This is a genomic window from Microbacterium sp. Ag1 (assembly GCF_001005635.1).
In the GTDB taxonomy this organism is placed as follows: Bacteria; Actinomycetota; Actinomycetes; order Actinomycetales; family Microbacteriaceae; genus Microbacterium; species Microbacterium oxydans.
In genome coordinates, this window is sequence record NZ_LBCR01000028.1 from 1 (window position 1) to 15,801 (window position 15,801).

Sequence of the window (15,801 nt, forward strand, 5' to 3'; positions counted from 1 at the left end):
GACCCGGCCCCTTCGTCTGCGTCGCGGTCAGGCGGTGGGAGCGGGCAGTTCGACGGAATCCAGCCATGTCGCGATGGCGGAGCGGGCCGCCCTCTCGAGTTCCGGCCCGTAGGCTCTCGCGTCCTCGCGGATGATGCGCGGGTCGATACCGTTGTGATGCAGCTCGTGCGCGTGGCCGATCAGCCAGCTCCCGATCGCGCGGTGGTCGGCCTCGAGGTGGAACTGCAGGGCGAGCACGGTGCCCGTGCTGAACGCCTGGTTCGGGAACCCGGGGGTGGACGCCAGTCGGCGAGATCCGGCCGGGATCGTGAATGCGTCTCCGTGCCAGTGCAGCACGGGCATGCCGTCGAGTGCGCGCAGCGGTGAATCGAGGCCGTCCTCGGTCAGGTCGAGCGGTGCGTAGCCGATCTCGACCTGACCGGTCGCGTGCACCTGCGCCCCCAGCGCCTCGGCGATCAGCTGTGCTCCGAGGCATACCCCCAGCAGCGGCCTGCCGGAGCGGAGCCGATGGGCGACGGCCTCCTTCGAGGCGTGCAGGAGCGGGTACGTATCGGCGTCGTGCACCCCGATCGGGCCGCCCAGCACGATCATGAGATCGGCATCGTCCACGCGTTCGATGTCGATGGCCTCGGTGCCGAGGTCGACGTACTCCACGCGAAAGCCGCGTTCGCGCAGGAGCGGTCCGAGGATGCCGAGGTCTTCGAAGTGCACGTGGCGGAACGCGAGCGCCGTGCGCTCGCGCGGCTCGGGAATCGTCATGCGGACAGCCTTTCTGCGACGTACTCGGTCAGCTCGGTGAGACGGTGCGAGTATCCCCACTCGTCGTCGTACCAGGCGGAGATCTTCACCTGCGAGCCGATCACGCGGATCAGACCGGCGTCGAGGATCGAGGAATGCGGATCGATCACGGTGCCGGCGACCGCGATCTCATCGTCGGCGCAGCGCAGGATCCCCTTGAGCGGGCCCTCCGCGGCCGTCTCGTATGCGGTCCTGACCTCGTCGGCGGTGACCGGTCGGGACGCCGTGACCGTGAGATGCGTGATCGAACCGCTGATGGCCGGCACCTGCAGGGTGTAGCTGTCGAGTCGGCCGTCGTCGAGCTCGGGCAGGACGCGACCGATCGCGGACGCGGCTCCTCCACTGCGCGGCGTGATCTTTCCGCCCTTCGCCTCCTTCCCCATCATGGACCGCGGGTCCGCGTGGGGGGCGTCGTGCACCTGGAGGTCGGATGACTCGGCACGGATGGTCGTCATCAGGCCGGAGTCGATGCCGAACGCCTCGTGGAAGACCTTGGCGACCGGGGCCAGGCAATTGGTCGTGCAGGACGCGCTGGAGATGACGTGGTGTCGGGTCGGATCGTAGGTGTCCTCGTTGACCCCGAGCATGATGGTGCCGTCGTCGTCCGGAGTCGGAACCGTCGTGACCACCTTCTTCGCGCCGGCCGTGAGGTGCGTGCGTGCGTCGTCGGCCCCCGCAACCGACGCCGTCGCCTCGATGACGATGTCGACTCCGAGCTCACGCCAGGGCAGCCGCAGCGGATCGCGCTCGGAGAGCATGCGGACCGCGTGTCCGTTGAGGAAGAGGTGGTCGTCGTCGTACCGCACGCCGCGCGTCGACGGCCCGCTGCTGCCGTCGCTGCGCAGGAGATCCGCGATGGCGCGTGGCCCCCGCGGGTCGTTCACGGCGACGAGGTCGAGCTCCGATCGACGCGCGAGCAGAAGTCGGAGCTGATTGCGGCCGATTCGGCCCAGTCCGTTGATGGCGATTCTCTTAGGCATTGGTGTCCCCTCCGCGGCGCGGTCCCCCCGTGCCGGTGCTAGCTTTGACCTATGCCAAAATTATCACACGTGCGCAGCGGGGATTCCTGGGAGTTCGGACCGGCCGGACTGCTGTTCGACTGCGATGGCGTCCTCGTGGACTCGGTCCTGGCCGCAGCGCCCGCCTGGGATGCCTGGGCCCGCCGGCATGCTCCCTCCTTCGACTTCCTGCGCGATGCGCCGCACGGCATGCGGCCGAGCGAGGTCGTGGCCGGCCTGGTGGGGCGGGAGGCCGCGGAAGAGGCCACGGCGGAACTGGTCGCGCTGGAGGTCGAGGCGGCCGTGCACACCCGGGAGGTCGGAGGAGCGTCGCGGCTGGTGGGTGCGCTTCCGCGCGACCGCTGGGCGGTGGTGACGAGCAGCAACCGCGCCGTGGCTCTGGCGCGGCTGCGCAGCGCCGGTATCGCGCTTCCACCGGCGTTGGTCGCGGCGGAAGACGTTCCCCGGGGGAAGCCGGAACCCGACCCCTATCTTCTCGGCGCCTACCTGCTGGCGCGCCGCGCTGAGGACTGCATCGTGTTCGAGGACTCCGTGCCGGGGATCCGCTCGGCGCGCGCGGCGGGTGCCGGGTTCGTCGTCGGGGTCGGAGCGGCGTCGTCGGGAGGCGACCCCGACCTGGTCGTGCCCGACCTCCACCGTGTGCGCTGGCGGGAGGGCGCACTCGTCATCGACGCGACGGGTGCACCCGGCTGAGTCGTCAGGCGAGTGTCGCCAGTGCTCGGTCGATCACATCCACCGCGACCTCGATCTGATCGTCGGTGGTCGTGAGAGTCGGCAGGAATCGGATGACGTTCGCGTCGCTGCCGGCCGTCAGCAGCAGGATGCCGTGCTGGGCCGCGTAGGCCGCGATCGCGGAGGCGGCTCCCGCGGCGGGGTGCGAGGTGGCGGGATCGGCGAGTTCGAAGGCGTACATGGCGCCGATCCCGCGCACATCTCCGATCACGGGGTGGCGCGAGGCGAGCGTGGTGAGGTGCTGCCGGAGGCTGCCTCCGATGCGCAGGGCTTCCGCGAAGAAGGGGCCGTGCTCGAGCTCATCGAACACGGCCAGGGCCGCGGCGATGGAGACGGGGTTGCCGCCGAAGGTTCCGCCGAGGCCGCCGGGGTCGGGGGCGTCCATGATGTCGGCGCGTCCGGTGACGCCAGCGAGCGGGAGTCCTGCCGCGATGCCCTTGGCCGTGAGGACGAGGTCGGGGACGACGTCGAAGTGCTCGCTCGCGAACCACGTCCCCGTGCGTCCGAGCCCGGTCTGGATCTCGTCCGCGATGAACACCACACCGTTGCGCGTGCACCAGTCCTGCAGTGCGGGCAGATAGCCGTCGGCGGGGACAACGAACCCGCCCTCGCCCTGGATCGGCTCTGCGATGACGGCGGCCAGGTCGGAGGTGCCGATGCGCTGCTCGAGGTGGGCGATCGTGCGCTCCGCCGCCTGCTCCCCGGAGAGGCCGTCCCGGTACGGGTAGGAGTTGGGTACGCGGTGGATGTCGGACGAGAAGGGGCCGAATCCGGTGCCGTATGCGGCCTTGTGGTTCATGGCGAGAGTGAGGTTGGTGCGTCCGTGGAAGGCATGGTCGAGGGCGGCGACCGCGCGCCTGCCGGTGTGCCTGCGAGCGATCTTGACCGCGTTCTCGACGGCCTCCGCGCCCGAGTTCACGAACACCGAGCGCTTCTCGTGATCGCCGGGGGTCTTCTCGGAGAGGCGCTCGGCCAGCCTGACGTACCCCTCGTAGGGCGTGACGGTGAAGAGCGTGTGCGTCACCTGCTCGAGCTGCGCGGCGGCGGCCGCGACGGCGGCGGGATTCCCGTGTCCGATCGTGGTGACGCCGATGCCGCTGCCGAGGTCGAGGAGGCGATTGCCGTCCACGTCGGTGACCCAGGGGCCGTCCGCGTGCGCGATGTACACCGGCAGCACGCTGCCGACTCCCCGGGCGACGGTCTGCCTGCGTCGCTCGTGGAGGGCTCGACTGCGCGGTCCCGGCACATCGGTCAGCAGCAACGGGGCGGAGGAGTGATCGGGAAGCACGCGGGGCGCGGACATGGGGGCTCCTTCTGTGAGCAGTGGTGAGCGGCGGACATCGCCGACGAAACGGCCTAAGACTATGTTAGTGTTTGACCTATGTCAAAGTTGGATGCACCGATCGGCGCCGACGAGCGCTACCCCACGGCGGTCACCGTCGACGACTTCCGGCATAACCTCGCGAGCGTCGAATCGCGCATCGCCGAGGCAGCGCGGCGGGCGGGGCGCGATCCGCGTGAGGTGACCCTGCTCCCGGTGAGCAAGACGGTCCCGACCGAGCGCGTCCGCGTCGCGATCCGCTCGGGCATGCGGCTGCTGGGCGAGAACAAGGTGCAGGAGGCGGTGCGCAAGAACAGGGAGACCGCCGACCTCGATGTGTCGTGGTCGATCATCGGGCACCTGCAGACCAACAAGGCCAGAGATGTGGCCGCGTTCGCCACCGAGTTCCAGGCTCTCGATCGGTTGCGGGTGGCCGAGGCGCTCGACCGACGTCTGCAGGCCGCCGGCCGCAGCCTCGACGTCTTCGTGCAGGTGAACACCTCGGCCGAGGATTCCAAGTTCGGGATGCCACCGGAGGAGCTTCCCGCGTTCCTGGAGGCACTGCCCTCCTATGGGACGCTCCGCGTGCGGGGACTGATGACCCTCGCCATCCTCACCCCGGACGACGCCAGGGTGCGCGAGTGCTTCTCGCTGCTGCGCACGCTGCGGGACCAGGCCAGAGAAGACGCGCCCGACCTCATCGGGGCGGGCGAGCTGTCGATGGGAATGTCCGGGGACTACGAGATCGCCGTCGAGGAGGGCGCCACGTGCGTGCGCGTCGGACAGGCGATCTTCGGTGCCCGCGCGCTGCCAGACAGTCACTACTGGCCGGAAGGCTGACGACACGTGCTGCGGACCGTTCGCGCCTACCTCGAACTGACCAAACCCCGCATCCTGGAACTCCTCCTCGTCACCACGATCCCCGTCATGGTGTTCGCCGCCGACGGACGGCCCGACATCGCTCTCCTGGGCGCGGTGCTCGTGGGCGGGGCACTGAGTGCCGGTTCCGCCGGGGCGTTCAACATGTACTTCGAGCGCGAGAGCGATGCGGTCATGGAGCGCACGGCCCGGCGCCCCCTGGTCACGGGCGTCGTGTCCGCGCGCGCCGGTCTGATCTTCGCGACCGTGCTCGGAATCTCCTCCGTGGGGTGGATGCTCACCTTCGTCGGCCCCCTGCCCGCCGCGTTGTCCACCGCCGGCCTCGTGCTGTACGTGGTCTTCTACACCCTGCTGCTGAAGCGTCGCACCGAGCAGAACATCGTCTGGGGCGGGGTCGCTGGGTGCATGCCCGTGCTCGTCGGCTGGACCGCGGTGCGCGGCGCTCTCGAATGGCCGGCGGTGATCCTGTTCCTGGTGGTGTTCTTCTGGACGCCTGCGCACTACTGGCCGCTCTCGATCCGTTACCGAGACGACTACCGCCGGGCCGGCGTCCCCATGCTCGGTGCCACGCGCCCGCCGTCGTTCGTCGCCATCAGGGTGATCGGCTTCGCAGTGGTGACGGTCGTGTGCTCGCTCATCCTGCCCTTCGTCGCGGAGGTGAGCCTGCTGTACTGGACGGTGGCTCTGGGGGCGGGCGCGGGGTTCGTGGTGTCCGCGTCGCTGATGCGGTCACGGGCTCGGCGGGGTGGCGAGCTGCGCCCGATGCTCGTCTTCCGCGCGTCGATCGTCTACCTCGCCGCACTGTTCCTCGCGGTGGGTGTCGATCCCCTGCTGACGCCCTGAGTGCGCGGCCCCTTCAGTCCTCGGTGCGGAAGCCTGCGGGCTTGTGTGTGCCGTCGCAGAAGGGCTTGAGGGTCGACAGTCCGCAGCGGCACAGCGCGACCGTGCGGCGGTGGGAGGGGATCGGCGTGCCGTCGGCGGCGTGCAGCTCGACGTCACCGCGGACGAGCAGCGGACCGTCCGGGTACGGAGTGATCGTCGCCGGTTCGTGGTCCGCGCTCATGATGACGCCCTCGTGCGCAGCGACGAGGAATCCGCCGACCAGGCCTCCAGGATGTGTGCGCCTCCCCATCCGTCCACCGTCAAGCAGGCGGCTGCACCGAACATGATGTCTGGCAGCAGCTCCGGGTGGTCCTCGGCGAGGCTGCCTGCGAGGTCTCGGGCGGCGATCTGCTCATGCACGGCGTCGGCCTCGACGTGCTCGTCGAAGTACGCCGTGACGTCGGTGGGGAAGTCCAGGCGGCGCAGACCGTCGGCATACAGGCGGCAGGGGATGGACGAGGTCATCTCGTAGGCGGCCAGATGACCGACGATCGATCCGACGAGCCGACGGTTGAGTCCGAACATCGACATCATGTTGAGCGACGCGAGGGTGACGGCGGGGAGATCGTCTACGTACGCGCCGTAGGTGTCATCCAGGCCGGCTGCGCGCATGGCGCGCGCGAAGAGGGCGGCGTGCACGCGGTGCGGTCGGCCGCCGCCGTACTCGTCGGACTGGATCTCGACCAGAGCCGCCTTGGCCCGTCCGTCGAGTCGGGGAATCGCCCAGGAGTGCGGGTCCGCCTCGCGGAGCGTGTACGCCGAGCGCTGGATGAGCATCTCCCGCGCCTGGGACTTCGTGGCCTTCTTCACGAAGTAACGAGAGAGGCTCGGGCCGGTGTCCGCTTCGGCGAGTGCGAAGAGCGCCCGCCCGACGGCGTCCACGGTCGGCTCCGGCAGCTCCGGCATCGGGATTCTCGCGCGCAGTTCCCGCTCGAACGCCGCCTCGAGCGTGCGGCGGGTCGCGAGGAGCGCCGGGTCCCACTCGAGCTCGGGATCGAGTGCCGACAGTGATCCGTAGGCGGATGCGTAGAGCACGAAGAGGGCGAGCTGGATGTCGTCGTCACGGGAGACGTCAGCGCAGGCCGCTGCGGCTTCTTCGGCGAGAGCGGCGTGGTCGGCGTGACGATCGACTCCGGTGAGATGCGAGATGACGGCGCGGCTCACCGGGCCGCGGTCGTGGAAGGGGAGTCTCGGTGCGGATGCCGGTGCGGGTGACGGTGCGGTCACCGTGGCGGAAGAGGTCATGTGTCGTGCTCCTGATCGATGCGGACCCTCGTATCCTGCGGGCTCGGATGAGATCGGGCCAGGGACTTGACGAGCGCGCATCGACCGGGCAAGCGGGGCAGGCATGGAAGCCCGCGCGGATGCACGGAGCCGGCTACCGGCAGGACTCGAATGCGTAGCCGTCGTCGTCGGGGGTGACGAGGTCGCGGTCCCGCAGCACCATCGATGCCGGCGAGGCGTCGTCCGCGCACATCTCGGCGAAGGGCCGCGGAAGCGCATCGGTGTACTCGATGTCGATCACGCGCTCGCCGTAGACATCGGTGTACGCCGCGCACTCCTCGTACGCCGCGCACTCCTCGGTCACCGCGAAGTCGAAGCCGGCGTGCTCCTGCAGCGCGGGGGCATCCTCGGCGGCGTTCTTCTGTCCCGCTGCCAGCCCCACATCGTGCGCCGCCTCGACGAGGAGTGCGGCCAGCGCGAGGTTGTCATCGAGCGAGAGGGCTCCCTTCGACCGTGAGTACGAGTCGAGGTTGTCGAACTCGACGGCATCGAACCCGTCATCCGCGCAGTGCTCGATCCAGGGGATCACGGTGTCGGCGATCTGCTCCCGGCGCTGCGCGGTCGACGTGTCGAGCAGAGCCTCGTCGGGCCAGTCCGGGTCGAAGACGACATGTCCGTCGCGCTGCAGCAGCAGATCATCGGGCCAGGTGTCGAGTTCTCCCGGTTGTGTCTGGAATCCGTTGACGTAGCAGACCGAGTACACACCGGCCGCGGGCTCCGCGGTGCGGTCGCGCCCGACCACGTCGACGCCGGAGGACGGATCGTAGGCCCCGCCGAGCTGATAGTCCGGCGTGGCGCCGGAGGGAGGAAGGGCGACGGAGGACGGCGGGTCCGCGGGCGCCGCGCACCCGCCGAGAGCGAGGAGGAGGGCGACGCCGGCCGCTGGCCAGGCACTCCGGAGCAGCCGACTCAGCGTGCCGCTCCGTACAGCTCCGCGATCTCCTTCGACCCCATGCCCTGCGCATAGGTCGGATGCTGGGGCCATCCCTCCGGAACGTCCTGCCATTGCTCCTGTCGACCGTAGGGGAGCAGATCGACAAGACCCTGCAGGTAGCTCAGCCGCTCCGTGCCGCGGCCGTCGGTGTGCCAGGTGCGGTACACGGTGTCGCCGCCGCGCAGGAACACGTTCACGCCGAACCCCGCGTTCGGCGGGGCGTCCACATCGGCCCCGAACGTGCTGTCGGCGCTCGAGTACCACTGCATGCGGTTGCCCACGCGTTCGCGGTAGGCCAGGGCTTCCTCGATCGGACCGTTCGTCACGATCACGAAGCGCGCGTCGTAGTAGCGCTCGAGCACGTCGAGCCGCGTGAACTGCGAGGTGAAGCCGGTGCAGCCGGGACACTGCCATTCGCTGCCGTCCGACCACATGTGGTTGTAGACGATCAGCTGGGATCGTCCGTCGAAGATGTCGGGCAGGCGTACCGGACCCTCGGCGCCGACCAGCGTGTAGTCGGGCAGCTCGACCATGGGCAGGCGTCGTCGTTGCGCGGCGATCGCGTCGAGCTCCCTGGTCGCGGCCTTCTCGCGCACGCGCAACTCGTCGAGCTCACGGCGCCAGGTCTCGGCGTCGACGACAGGGGGAAGGGGCTGTGCTGTGCTCACGGTGACCTCCGGATGCTGAGCGATGCGTCCAGTCTGCGCGCGGCCGGGGACACGGTCAATGCGGGAGCGGTCCCGTCGATGCGGTGTCGGCGGGGAGCGCCTCGCTCGGATTGCGGCGGATGCCGATCCACGACACCACGCCGCCGATCACGAGCAGGGTGGCCGTGACCCAGGCGGCGCTGTGGAACCCGTCGAGGTCGAGAGTGCCGCCGACGATGGTCGACAGCATCGCGACGACGAGCAGCCCGGCCACACGAGATACCGCGTTGTTGACGGCCGAGGCGATGCCCGAATGGTTCTCGTCGATGGCACCGAGGATCGCGGCCGTGAGCGGTGCGACCGTGAGCGAGAGGCCGAGACCCATCACGATCATCGCCGGCAGAACCTGCCACCAGTAGTCGAAGTCTGCGGACACGAGGAGCAGCATCAGAGCGCCGACGGCCATCAGCAACGGGCCGACCGTCATGAAGATGCGGGGTCCCCACCTGCCGGCCCACTGACCGGCACGCGAGCTGATCAGGATCATCAGGATCGTCATCGGCAGACTCGCCAGGCCCGCGGCGGTGGCGCTGAGTCCTGCGCCCTGCTGCAGGTAGACCCCGACCACGAAGCCGTTGAGCGACAGTGCTGCGTAGACGAAGAGCGTCGCGAGGTTGCCCCATCCGAAGTCGCGCACCCGGAACAGCCAGAGCGGCATGAGCGGCGACGCGGAGTGCTGCTGCCGCCACAGGAACAGCCCGAACAACGCGGCGCCGGCGATCGCGGGGATCCAGATCGCGGGCGACTGCCACCCCATGTTGGGCTGCTCGATGAGTGCGAAGACGACGGCCCCGAGCCCGATCGCGCACAGGGCCCCGCTCCACCAGTCGACCCTGACGCCGCGGGGGTGCTCCGGCAGATGCAACCGGGCGAGGAGCAGCAGGGTGATCCCGATCGGGATGACGTTGATGAGGAACACGAAGCGCCACGAGAGGTAGTCGACGAACAGTCCCCCGAGCAGCGGACCGACCAGCTGCGCCCCCGTGGTGAAGGCCGTCCAGACGCCGATGGCGCGCGATTGCACGTCGGCCCGCATGGTGGCCGTGATGAGGGCGAGCGAACTCGGCACGAGCAGGGCACCGGCGGCGCCCTGCGCGGCGCGGGCGACGATCAGCATGAGCGGATCGACGGCCGCCGCCACGGCGATCGAGGCGATCCCGAAGGCGATGAGTCCGATGCGCATGACGAGCACCCGGCCATAGGCGTCGGACACCGATCCGGCCAGCAGGATCAGGGCGCTCAACGTGATCAGGTAGGCGTCGACGACCCACTGCTGGGTGGTGATGCCGCCGCCGAGCTCGCGACTGATCGCCGGGAGTGCGACGTTCACGACCGTGCCGTCGAGGAAGGTCACGAACGACGCGAGCACCGCGATCGAGATGACGAGTCTTTGGAGCGGGGCGAAGGCGGGCACAGGCCGACACTACTCCCGGTGGCCGACCTCGGGGCCGGGCGCCTCATGGTGTGGGCGTGGAGACCGTGAGTCCAGCGGGATCCGCCGGGAGCGGTGACGGCGTCCCTGCGCGCAGGAGCTCGGCGAGCTTCGCCGGCCCGCCATCCGCGACGGCCCGGCGTTGGCGATCAGCGCCCGTGCCGGACGCACGCAGTCGGTCGAACCCGTCGCGGACCCTGTCCTCGTCGTCGAGCTCGCGGAGCGCGGGAGCGATCGCTGCCAGCAGCCGGTCGGCAAGCAGCCACGCGTCCTCCGCCTTCCCGGTCGCCGGATCGAGCAGACGGGCGGCCATGCCGTGCCGCGCGGCCGTCCACATCGAGGCGTCGATGCCGTCCACGCCGATGTCCGCGGGCGGCAGATCGTCGGTGAGCACGATCGCGCGGGAGAGGAGCGCTGCGAACACCGCGTCCTGGGCGGAGAGCTGCGCGTCGAAGACCCTGAGCTCGACCGTCGGATACCGCTCCGACAACCGCGCCGACCACGACAGCGAGGCCGCATCGGCGATGGCACCCACGTCGATGAGTCGCTGCACATCCGCGCGGTAGGCGTCGTAGTCGCGGAAGTGCGGGGGCGTCCACGACGAGGGCAGCCGACGGATCAGGATGCTGCGCCAGCTGGCGAAGCCGGAGTCGCGGCCGTGCACGAACGGGCTGTTGCCGGTGAGGGCCAGCAGCACGGGGAGCCACCCGCGCACGCGGTCGAGCGCACGCACCCTCTCCTCGTCGTCGGTGACCTCGACGTGCACATGGAGACCGTTGACCTCGTGGTCGCGCGTGAGGTGTCCGAGGTGCGCGGCGACCTTGTCGTAGTGCGGTGAGGGCGACACTGCCGAGGAGCGCGTCGTGGCGAACGGTGTGCCGGTGCCGGCGGCGATGGCGTGCCGGTCGCCGGCGTGCCACCCGATGAGTCCGCGCAGGTGCGACAGCTGCTCCGTGGCGGCCTCAGCCGTCGATACCGGTTCGGTGAGGCACTCGATCTGCGAGGTCAGGTACTCCTGCGTGACCTCGCCTCCGGTGCGAAGGCGGGTGATGCGCTCGCGTGTGCCGGCGGCGAGACTCACGGGCGCCAGCGAGTGCTCATCGAGGAAGAGGAACTCCTCCTCGATCCCGAAGCGGGGCATCCCCGTCCTCAGTGATTCCTGAGCGCGGAGATCAGCTCGGACTTCCGCTTGCCGCTGTAACCGGTCAGACCGAGCTCCTTCGCCCGCGCGCGCAGCTCCTTGACCGTCCAGTCCTCGTAGTCGCCGTGCTCCCCGCCGCGTCGGCCGACCGCGCTGCGACCTTCCTTCGCCGCGGCGTTCGAGATGCGCGCCGCCTTCTCCTTCGAGGCGCCGTCGTCCCTGAGCTCCTCATACAGCTCGGGATCCTTCAGCGAGTTGTTGCGTCGTCCTGGCATGAAATCTTCTCCTTCGCGCACTCGGGGGGCCGAAGTCAACCCCCTCTGACAGAAGTCCCTCCGCGGATAGCGTGAAGGCACCACAGTCGGGCGTCCGCGCCTGCCGAAAGAAGGGAAAGACCGATGAACATTCTCCTGATCATCGTCATCGTCGTCGCCGTGATCCTCGCGATCACCGGAGGACTGGTGCAGTCGCTCCAGTTCCTCCTGTGGGTCGGACTCGTCCTCCTCGCGATCGCGGTGATCGCCTGGTTGATCCGAGCGATCAGCGGCAGCCGCAAGGTCTGACAACGCAGTAGGTCTGACCCCATCGAGGTGAGGCCCGCCCATCGGCGGACCTCACCTCTTCGGTGTCCGGGGCCTGTTACTTCTCGAACGCGTCCCGGACGTTCTCGCCCGTCTTCTGGGCGGCGTCCTTCACGTTCTCCCCGGCCTGCTTCGCGGAGGCCTTGACCTGGTCGGCCTTGCCCTCCGCTTCGAGCTTCTCGTTGTCGGTGAGCTTTCCGACGCCTTCCTTGACCTTTCCGGCGGCCTTCTCGGCGGCGTTCTTGATGTCGTCTGCAGCACTCATGCGGTGCTCCTCTCCTCGTCGGATCGATTGACTCCGACGCTCTCATGTCCCGAGGGAAGCGGCCACGGGATTGACAATCCGCCGCGCACATGACAATGTTCCGATGCCATCGACGCACGGGCGTCGAAGGACTAGCCTGGCGCCAGGCGGGTGGTCCTGCCCGCGGACTCGACCAGGAAGCGGTGTGCGATGGACTCGATGATGATGGGCGCCATGTCGAAGAACATGGAGTCGATGCCCGACATGCAGATGATGGACATGGCGGTCATGCAGGCGTGCATGGATGCGTGCGCCGCCTGCGAGCAGGCCTGCACGGTGTGCTCGACGCAACTGATGGACTGCGCACCGGCCTGCATGAACTGCGCCGACATGTGCAACACCATGATGCGGTCGATGATGCGGATGCAGGGGATGACCCCTGCCTCGATGATGGCGATGCTGAACGCCTGCATCGCGATGTGCAAGGCGTGCATGGATGCCTGCGCTCGGCACGCGGACGACAGCGAGGTGTGCCGGATGTGTGCTCAGGCGTGCGAGGCGTGCATGGACGCCTGCTCCGCCATGAAGGACATGCTGATGGCGAGCGCCTGAGACGAGCCGGTCCGGCGGTGACGCCGTCGCAGGTGGGTGCGAGTGATCAGACGGTCGCGACGTTGAACTGCGTGCCGCCGACGGCCAGCACTCCATAGCGCTGGTGCAACGCGACCGGGGTTCCCGCGGCAGCTTCGAGTGCCGCACCTGCGCCGTTCCACAGCGTGTGCGTTTCGCCGTCGAGCGTGCGCACGACGAGGTCGCCGGAGACGGCGTCGGCCTGCTCGACCAGCGCATCGATCCATTCGGACGGCGTCGCCGAGGCGATCCGCGCCTGGATGAGGTGCAGGGCGTGGCCGGGGGCGAAGGACGAGCACCGGCCGCCGTGACTGCACATGCACGCTGCACGCTCGCGCACCGGGAGGGGCGAAAGGCGGTTCAGCGGCGTGGACACGGGGGACTCCTTCTCGTTCGTCGTTCCGGAAAGACTAGGTCGGTCGTCCTGCGACGCCCAGAGGAGCCGACACGGACGGAAACAAACGGGTGTAAGCTCGCCGGGTGCTGTCGTCGATGAGCGCCCTCGCGGCGCAGAGCGGAGCTGCAGGCGCCTTCCGCGCCGCAGACAGAGGCTGAGGACCCACCGGAGGCGGAATCCCCGTCCCCGGTGCCGTGTCGTACCCGGTGGTCACTGCCGGGGTTCCTTCCTCCTGTCGATTCGCCTTCGCGGCGACCTCTCTGAAAGCACTCACCCTCATGCGTCCCATCGACGAGCGCGCAATCCGCGCCTCCTTCCTCAACGCCTCCCGCAAAGAGGTGTCCGACCTGACCCTGCCGCCCGGTTTCGCCGAGATCGACTTCGACCATCTCGACTTCCTCGGCTGGGCAGACCCGAAGATGCCCCGCCGTGCCTACGTCGTCACCTGGATCGACGACGCACCCGTCGGCGTCTTCCTGCAGCGCGCTGAGCAGCGTGTGATCGCCAGGGCGCAGTGCTCCTGGTGCGAAGACGTGACGCTCCGCAATGATGTGCAGCTGTACGTGGCCCGGAAGGCGGGACCCGCCGGGCGCAAGGGCGACACCGTCGGCGTGCTCACCTGTGCCGAGTTCGGCTGCAACCGCAACGTGCGGATCCTGCCGCCGCTGGCCTATCAGGGGTTCGACCGCGAGTTCGCCCGCGACCTGCGCATCCTCCGGCTGCAGGAGCACGTGGCAGGCTTCCTCGCCGCAGTGGCGGGCTGAACGGGCTAGGACGCCCTCGATCGCACGTGCGCCCAGGCGGGTGCCGCCAGCTCCGCCGACCGACGCGCGAACTCGTCGAAGCTGCGACGGCCGGGCCAGCCGGGCGGCAGCATCGACGGGGGAAGCCCCGGGTCGGTGTATGGCAGCACCCGCCAGCGGTCGATCAGCTGCACGTACGCGGCGAACGGCTCGCGGGGCAGCGTCGTGAGGGAGTTCTGGAAGGCGAAGTGCTCCTCGCGCAGCGCCTCCAGATCCCACCACTGCGCTGCTGCGTCGACCAGGGTGCGGGCGGGCAGCGGAGTCGATGCGGGGAACAGCGTCGCCCACCGACGCGCGTCGAGGTCGTCGAGGATCTGCTCCACCTCGGCCTGAAGGTGGCCGGGGCAGATCCACAGGGCGGGGGACACGATGCCCGCTCCGATCCACTGCAGTCTTCGCCGCAGCTGGTGGCGCACGCTCCTGGCGCTCTCCGGGATCGAGAACGACACCAGGCACCAGGGGTCGGCGTCGGTCATCTCCTGCATCTCGAAGATGCGCCTGTCGCCGCGCTCCAGCATCGGGATCGCCGCCGGGTTGAGCCGGTAGCCGATCTGCCCCTCCCGTGCGCCGAGCAGCAGCCCCTTCTGCTTCAGGCGTGCGATACCCGTGCGCGCCGCGGCAGCGTCGATGCCGAGGTCACCGGCGAACGCGACCAGGTCGGCAGCGGAGATCCACCCGCCGAGCGGACGGAGGAAGACGCCGATGAAGGTCCGCAGCAACGAGGCGATGCTGCCGGGGCGTGCGTCGATGTCGTCGAGCACGGGGGCGGGAGCGATGTCAGAGGTCACCGGACTCCAGCGCATCGCGCACGGCGAGCACACCGGTGACGGTCTCGACATGCGAGGTGCTCAGGGGCGAGAGACCCAGGCGGATGCCGTCCGGGAACCGGAAGTCGGGGATGATGCCGTCGGACCACAGCCGCCGCGTGACCTCGCGGAAGTCCGGGTGACCGATCGTCACGTGGCCACCCCGCTGCTCGGCGTCGCGAGGGCTGAGCAGGCGGACGCCGAGAGGAGCGAGCACCTCGTCGTAGGCGCGGACCGCGAGATCGGTCAACGACTGCGACTTGGCCCGGACGCCCGCGATCGTGGACTGCTCGATGAGGTCGAGCATTCCCTGCATGGCCAGCATCGAGATGACGGGAGGGGTGCCGCTGAGCAGCTGGCGGATGTCGCCGGAAGGCACGTACTCCGGTCCCATCGCGAAGATGTCCGCCGCACTCCACCATCCCTGGATCGGCTGACGCAGCACGCCCTGGAGGCCGCGGCGCAGGTAGGCGAAGGCGGGCGAGCCCGGCCCGCCGTTCAGGTACTTGTAGGTGCAGCCCACGGCCATGTCGACACCCCACTCGTCGAGCTGCATCGGGATCACGCCGGCCGAGTGGCACAGGTCCCACATCATCAGGGCGCCGACGCCGTGCGCAGCCGCGGTGATGCCCGGCATGTCGGCCAGAGCCCCGGAGCGGTAGTCGACGTGGCTCAGCGACACCAGGGCGGTGCGCTCGGAGAGGACGGCCTCGACATCGGTGACCGACACCCCGTGCACGGGGTCGGGCTCGATCCAGCGCAGCGTCATCCCGGTCTCCGCCGCGACGCCTTCGGCGAGGAAGCGGTCGGTGGGGAAGTTGCCCGCCTCGATCACGAGCTCGGTGCGCGCGGGGTCGGCGGCAGCGGCGGCACGCATGAGCTTGTAGATCAGAACGCTCGTCGAGTCGGCCACCACGGTCTGGCCGGCCGCGGCGCCCAGCGCGACGTGTCCGATGCGGTCCCCCAGCTCCATCGGCAGCGCCATCCACTGCTCGTCCCAGGACCGGATCAACCGCGTGCCCCAGTCGTCGCGTACGAAGGTCGCGAGCTTCTCCGGCATGTCGCGCAGCGGGCGCCCGAGCGAGTTGCCGTCGAGATACGCGTCGACGCCCGGTGCCTCGGAGAAGGCGTCGAGGTGAGCTCGCAGCGGGTCGTTCGCGTCGAGAGCGCGAGCGTGCTCGAGCAGGGAGGCGTCGGGAGTCGTGGTCATG

The 15,801-nt window shown here is 69.4% G+C and carries 20 protein-coding genes; 5 read left to right on the forward strand and 15 right to left on the reverse strand.

Annotated elements, in window-relative coordinates; all coding sequences use genetic code 11:
• Window positions 1-27: 27 nt before the first annotated feature.
• Together AAY78_RS07400 and AAY78_RS07405 are read right to left on the reverse strand one after the other, a co-directional pair.
• Window positions 28-759, reverse strand: a complete 732-nt coding sequence (locus AAY78_RS07400; protein ID WP_046747703.1) for a glutamine amidotransferase — start codon at window positions 757-759, stop codon at window positions 28-30.
• Window positions 756-1,778: a type I glyceraldehyde-3-phosphate dehydrogenase gene (locus tag AAY78_RS07405; protein ID WP_046747704.1), complete on the reverse strand. Its 1,023-nt coding sequence runs from the start codon at window positions 1,776-1,778 to the stop codon at window positions 756-758. Before AAY78_RS07405 ends, AAY78_RS07400 begins: the two co-directional genes overlap by 4 nt.
• Before the next feature lie 51 nt (window positions 1,779-1,829).
• Here AAY78_RS07405 and AAY78_RS07410 point away from each other — a divergent pair, with 51 nt between their 5' ends.
• Entirely contained in the window at window positions 1,830-2,510 is a 681-nt protein-coding gene (locus AAY78_RS07410) for an HAD-IA family hydrolase (RefSeq protein WP_046747705.1), read from the forward strand.
• Window positions 2,511-2,514: 4 nt separating this feature from the next.
• Here the strand turns inward: AAY78_RS07410 and gabT are convergent, their stop codons facing one another.
• Window positions 2,515-3,852: a 4-aminobutyrate--2-oxoglutarate transaminase gene (gene gabT, locus AAY78_RS07415; RefSeq protein ID WP_046747706.1), complete on the reverse strand. Its 1,338-nt coding sequence runs from the start codon at window positions 3,850-3,852 to the stop codon at window positions 2,515-2,517.
• A gap of 78 nt (window positions 3,853-3,930) precedes the next feature.
• On the opposite strand from gabT, the gene AAY78_RS07420 reads away from it, so the two are divergent.
• Together AAY78_RS07420 and AAY78_RS07425 are read left to right on the forward strand one after the other, a co-directional pair.
• Complete coding sequence (locus AAY78_RS07420) at window positions 3,931-4,710, forward strand: YggS family pyridoxal phosphate-dependent enzyme (RefSeq protein ID WP_046747707.1); 780 nt, start codon at window positions 3,931-3,933, stop codon at window positions 4,708-4,710.
• A gap of 6 nt (window positions 4,711-4,716) precedes the next feature.
• A complete protein-coding gene (locus tag AAY78_RS07425) occupies window positions 4,717-5,592 on the forward strand; it encodes a heme o synthase (protein ID WP_046747708.1) in 876 nt (291 codons plus the stop codon).
• Between the two features lie 13 nt (window positions 5,593-5,605).
• On the opposite strand, the gene AAY78_RS07430 is transcribed toward AAY78_RS07425, so the two are convergent.
• The 7 genes from AAY78_RS07430 to AAY78_RS07460 all read right to left on the reverse strand — a co-directional run bounded on the left by AAY78_RS07430 (window position 5,606) and on the right by AAY78_RS07460 (window position 11,404).
• Entirely contained in the window at window positions 5,606-5,812 is a 207-nt protein-coding gene (locus AAY78_RS07430) for a CDGSH iron-sulfur domain-containing protein (protein WP_046747709.1), read from the reverse strand.
• Window positions 5,809-6,876 carry an iron-containing redox enzyme family protein gene (locus AAY78_RS07435; protein WP_052748690.1) on the reverse strand — a complete coding sequence of 356 codons (1,068 nt, stop codon included), beginning with the start codon at window positions 6,874-6,876 and terminating at the stop codon, window positions 5,809-5,811. Before AAY78_RS07435 ends, AAY78_RS07430 begins: the two co-directional genes overlap by 4 nt.
• A gap of 133 nt (window positions 6,877-7,009) precedes the next feature.
• Complete coding sequence (locus AAY78_RS07440) at window positions 7,010-7,900, reverse strand: endo alpha-1,4 polygalactosaminidase (protein ID WP_082108610.1); 891 nt, start codon at window positions 7,898-7,900, stop codon at window positions 7,010-7,012.
• Window positions 7,825-8,517 carry a DUF899 domain-containing protein gene (locus tag AAY78_RS07445; RefSeq protein ID WP_046747710.1) on the reverse strand — a complete coding sequence of 231 codons (693 nt, stop codon included), beginning with the start codon at window positions 8,515-8,517 and terminating at the stop codon, window positions 7,825-7,827. Before AAY78_RS07445 ends, AAY78_RS07440 begins: the two co-directional genes overlap by 76 nt.
• Before the next feature lie 55 nt (window positions 8,518-8,572).
• Window positions 8,573-9,970 (reverse strand): MFS transporter, encoded by a 1,398-nt coding sequence (locus AAY78_RS07450; RefSeq protein ID WP_046747711.1) that lies wholly within the window; start codon window positions 9,968-9,970, stop codon window positions 8,573-8,575.
• A 43-nt stretch (window positions 9,971-10,013) separates the two neighbouring features.
• The gene (locus AAY78_RS07455; RefSeq protein ID WP_046747712.1) at window positions 10,014-11,129 is read right to left on the reverse strand and encodes a carboxylate-amine ligase; all 1,116 of its coding nucleotides are present in this window, start codon (window positions 11,127-11,129) and stop codon (window positions 10,014-10,016) included.
• Window positions 11,130-11,137: 8 nt separating this feature from the next.
• Window positions 11,138-11,404 carry a DUF7218 family protein gene (locus tag AAY78_RS07460; protein ID WP_046747713.1) on the reverse strand — a complete coding sequence of 89 codons (267 nt, stop codon included), beginning with the start codon at window positions 11,402-11,404 and terminating at the stop codon, window positions 11,138-11,140.
• A 123-nt stretch (window positions 11,405-11,527) separates the two neighbouring features.
• Between AAY78_RS07460 and AAY78_RS19890 the strand changes: the two genes are divergently transcribed.
• Window positions 11,528-11,692, forward strand: coding sequence for a hypothetical protein (locus AAY78_RS19890; RefSeq protein WP_017201713.1), 165 nt, complete (start codon window positions 11,528-11,530; stop codon window positions 11,690-11,692).
• A gap of 76 nt (window positions 11,693-11,768) precedes the next feature.
• Here AAY78_RS19890 and AAY78_RS07465 read toward each other — a convergent pair whose 3' ends face one another.
• The 3 genes from AAY78_RS07465 to AAY78_RS07475 form a co-directional block, all read right to left on the reverse strand.
• Window positions 11,769-11,975: a CsbD family protein gene (locus AAY78_RS07465; protein WP_046747714.1), complete on the reverse strand. Its 207-nt coding sequence runs from the start codon at window positions 11,973-11,975 to the stop codon at window positions 11,769-11,771.
• Window positions 11,976-12,106: 131 nt separating this feature from the next.
• On the reverse strand, window positions 12,107-12,448 hold the full coding sequence (locus AAY78_RS19895; protein ID WP_174799750.1) for a hypothetical protein: 342 nt from the start codon (window positions 12,446-12,448) through the stop codon (window positions 12,107-12,109).
• A gap of 164 nt (window positions 12,449-12,612) precedes the next feature.
• Complete coding sequence (locus AAY78_RS07475) at window positions 12,613-12,960, reverse strand: hypothetical protein (protein ID WP_046747716.1); 348 nt, start codon at window positions 12,958-12,960, stop codon at window positions 12,613-12,615.
• 299 nt (window positions 12,961-13,259) lie between these two features.
• Here AAY78_RS07475 and AAY78_RS07480 point away from each other — a divergent pair, with 299 nt between their 5' ends.
• Window positions 13,260-13,745: an FBP domain-containing protein gene (locus tag AAY78_RS07480; protein WP_046747921.1), complete on the forward strand. Its 486-nt coding sequence runs from the start codon at window positions 13,260-13,262 to the stop codon at window positions 13,743-13,745.
• 5 nt (window positions 13,746-13,750) lie between these two features.
• Here AAY78_RS07480 and AAY78_RS07485 read toward each other — a convergent pair whose 3' ends face one another.
• Window positions 13,751-14,572, reverse strand: a complete 822-nt coding sequence (locus AAY78_RS07485; RefSeq protein WP_052748707.1) for a PaaX family transcriptional regulator — start codon at window positions 14,570-14,572, stop codon at window positions 13,751-13,753.
• Window positions 14,562-15,800: a kynureninase gene (locus AAY78_RS07490; RefSeq protein ID WP_046747718.1), complete on the reverse strand. Its 1,239-nt coding sequence runs from the start codon at window positions 15,798-15,800 to the stop codon at window positions 14,562-14,564. The genes AAY78_RS07485 and AAY78_RS07490 overlap by 11 nt, the downstream gene beginning before the upstream one ends.
• Between the last annotated feature and the right edge of the window lies 1 nt (window position 15,801).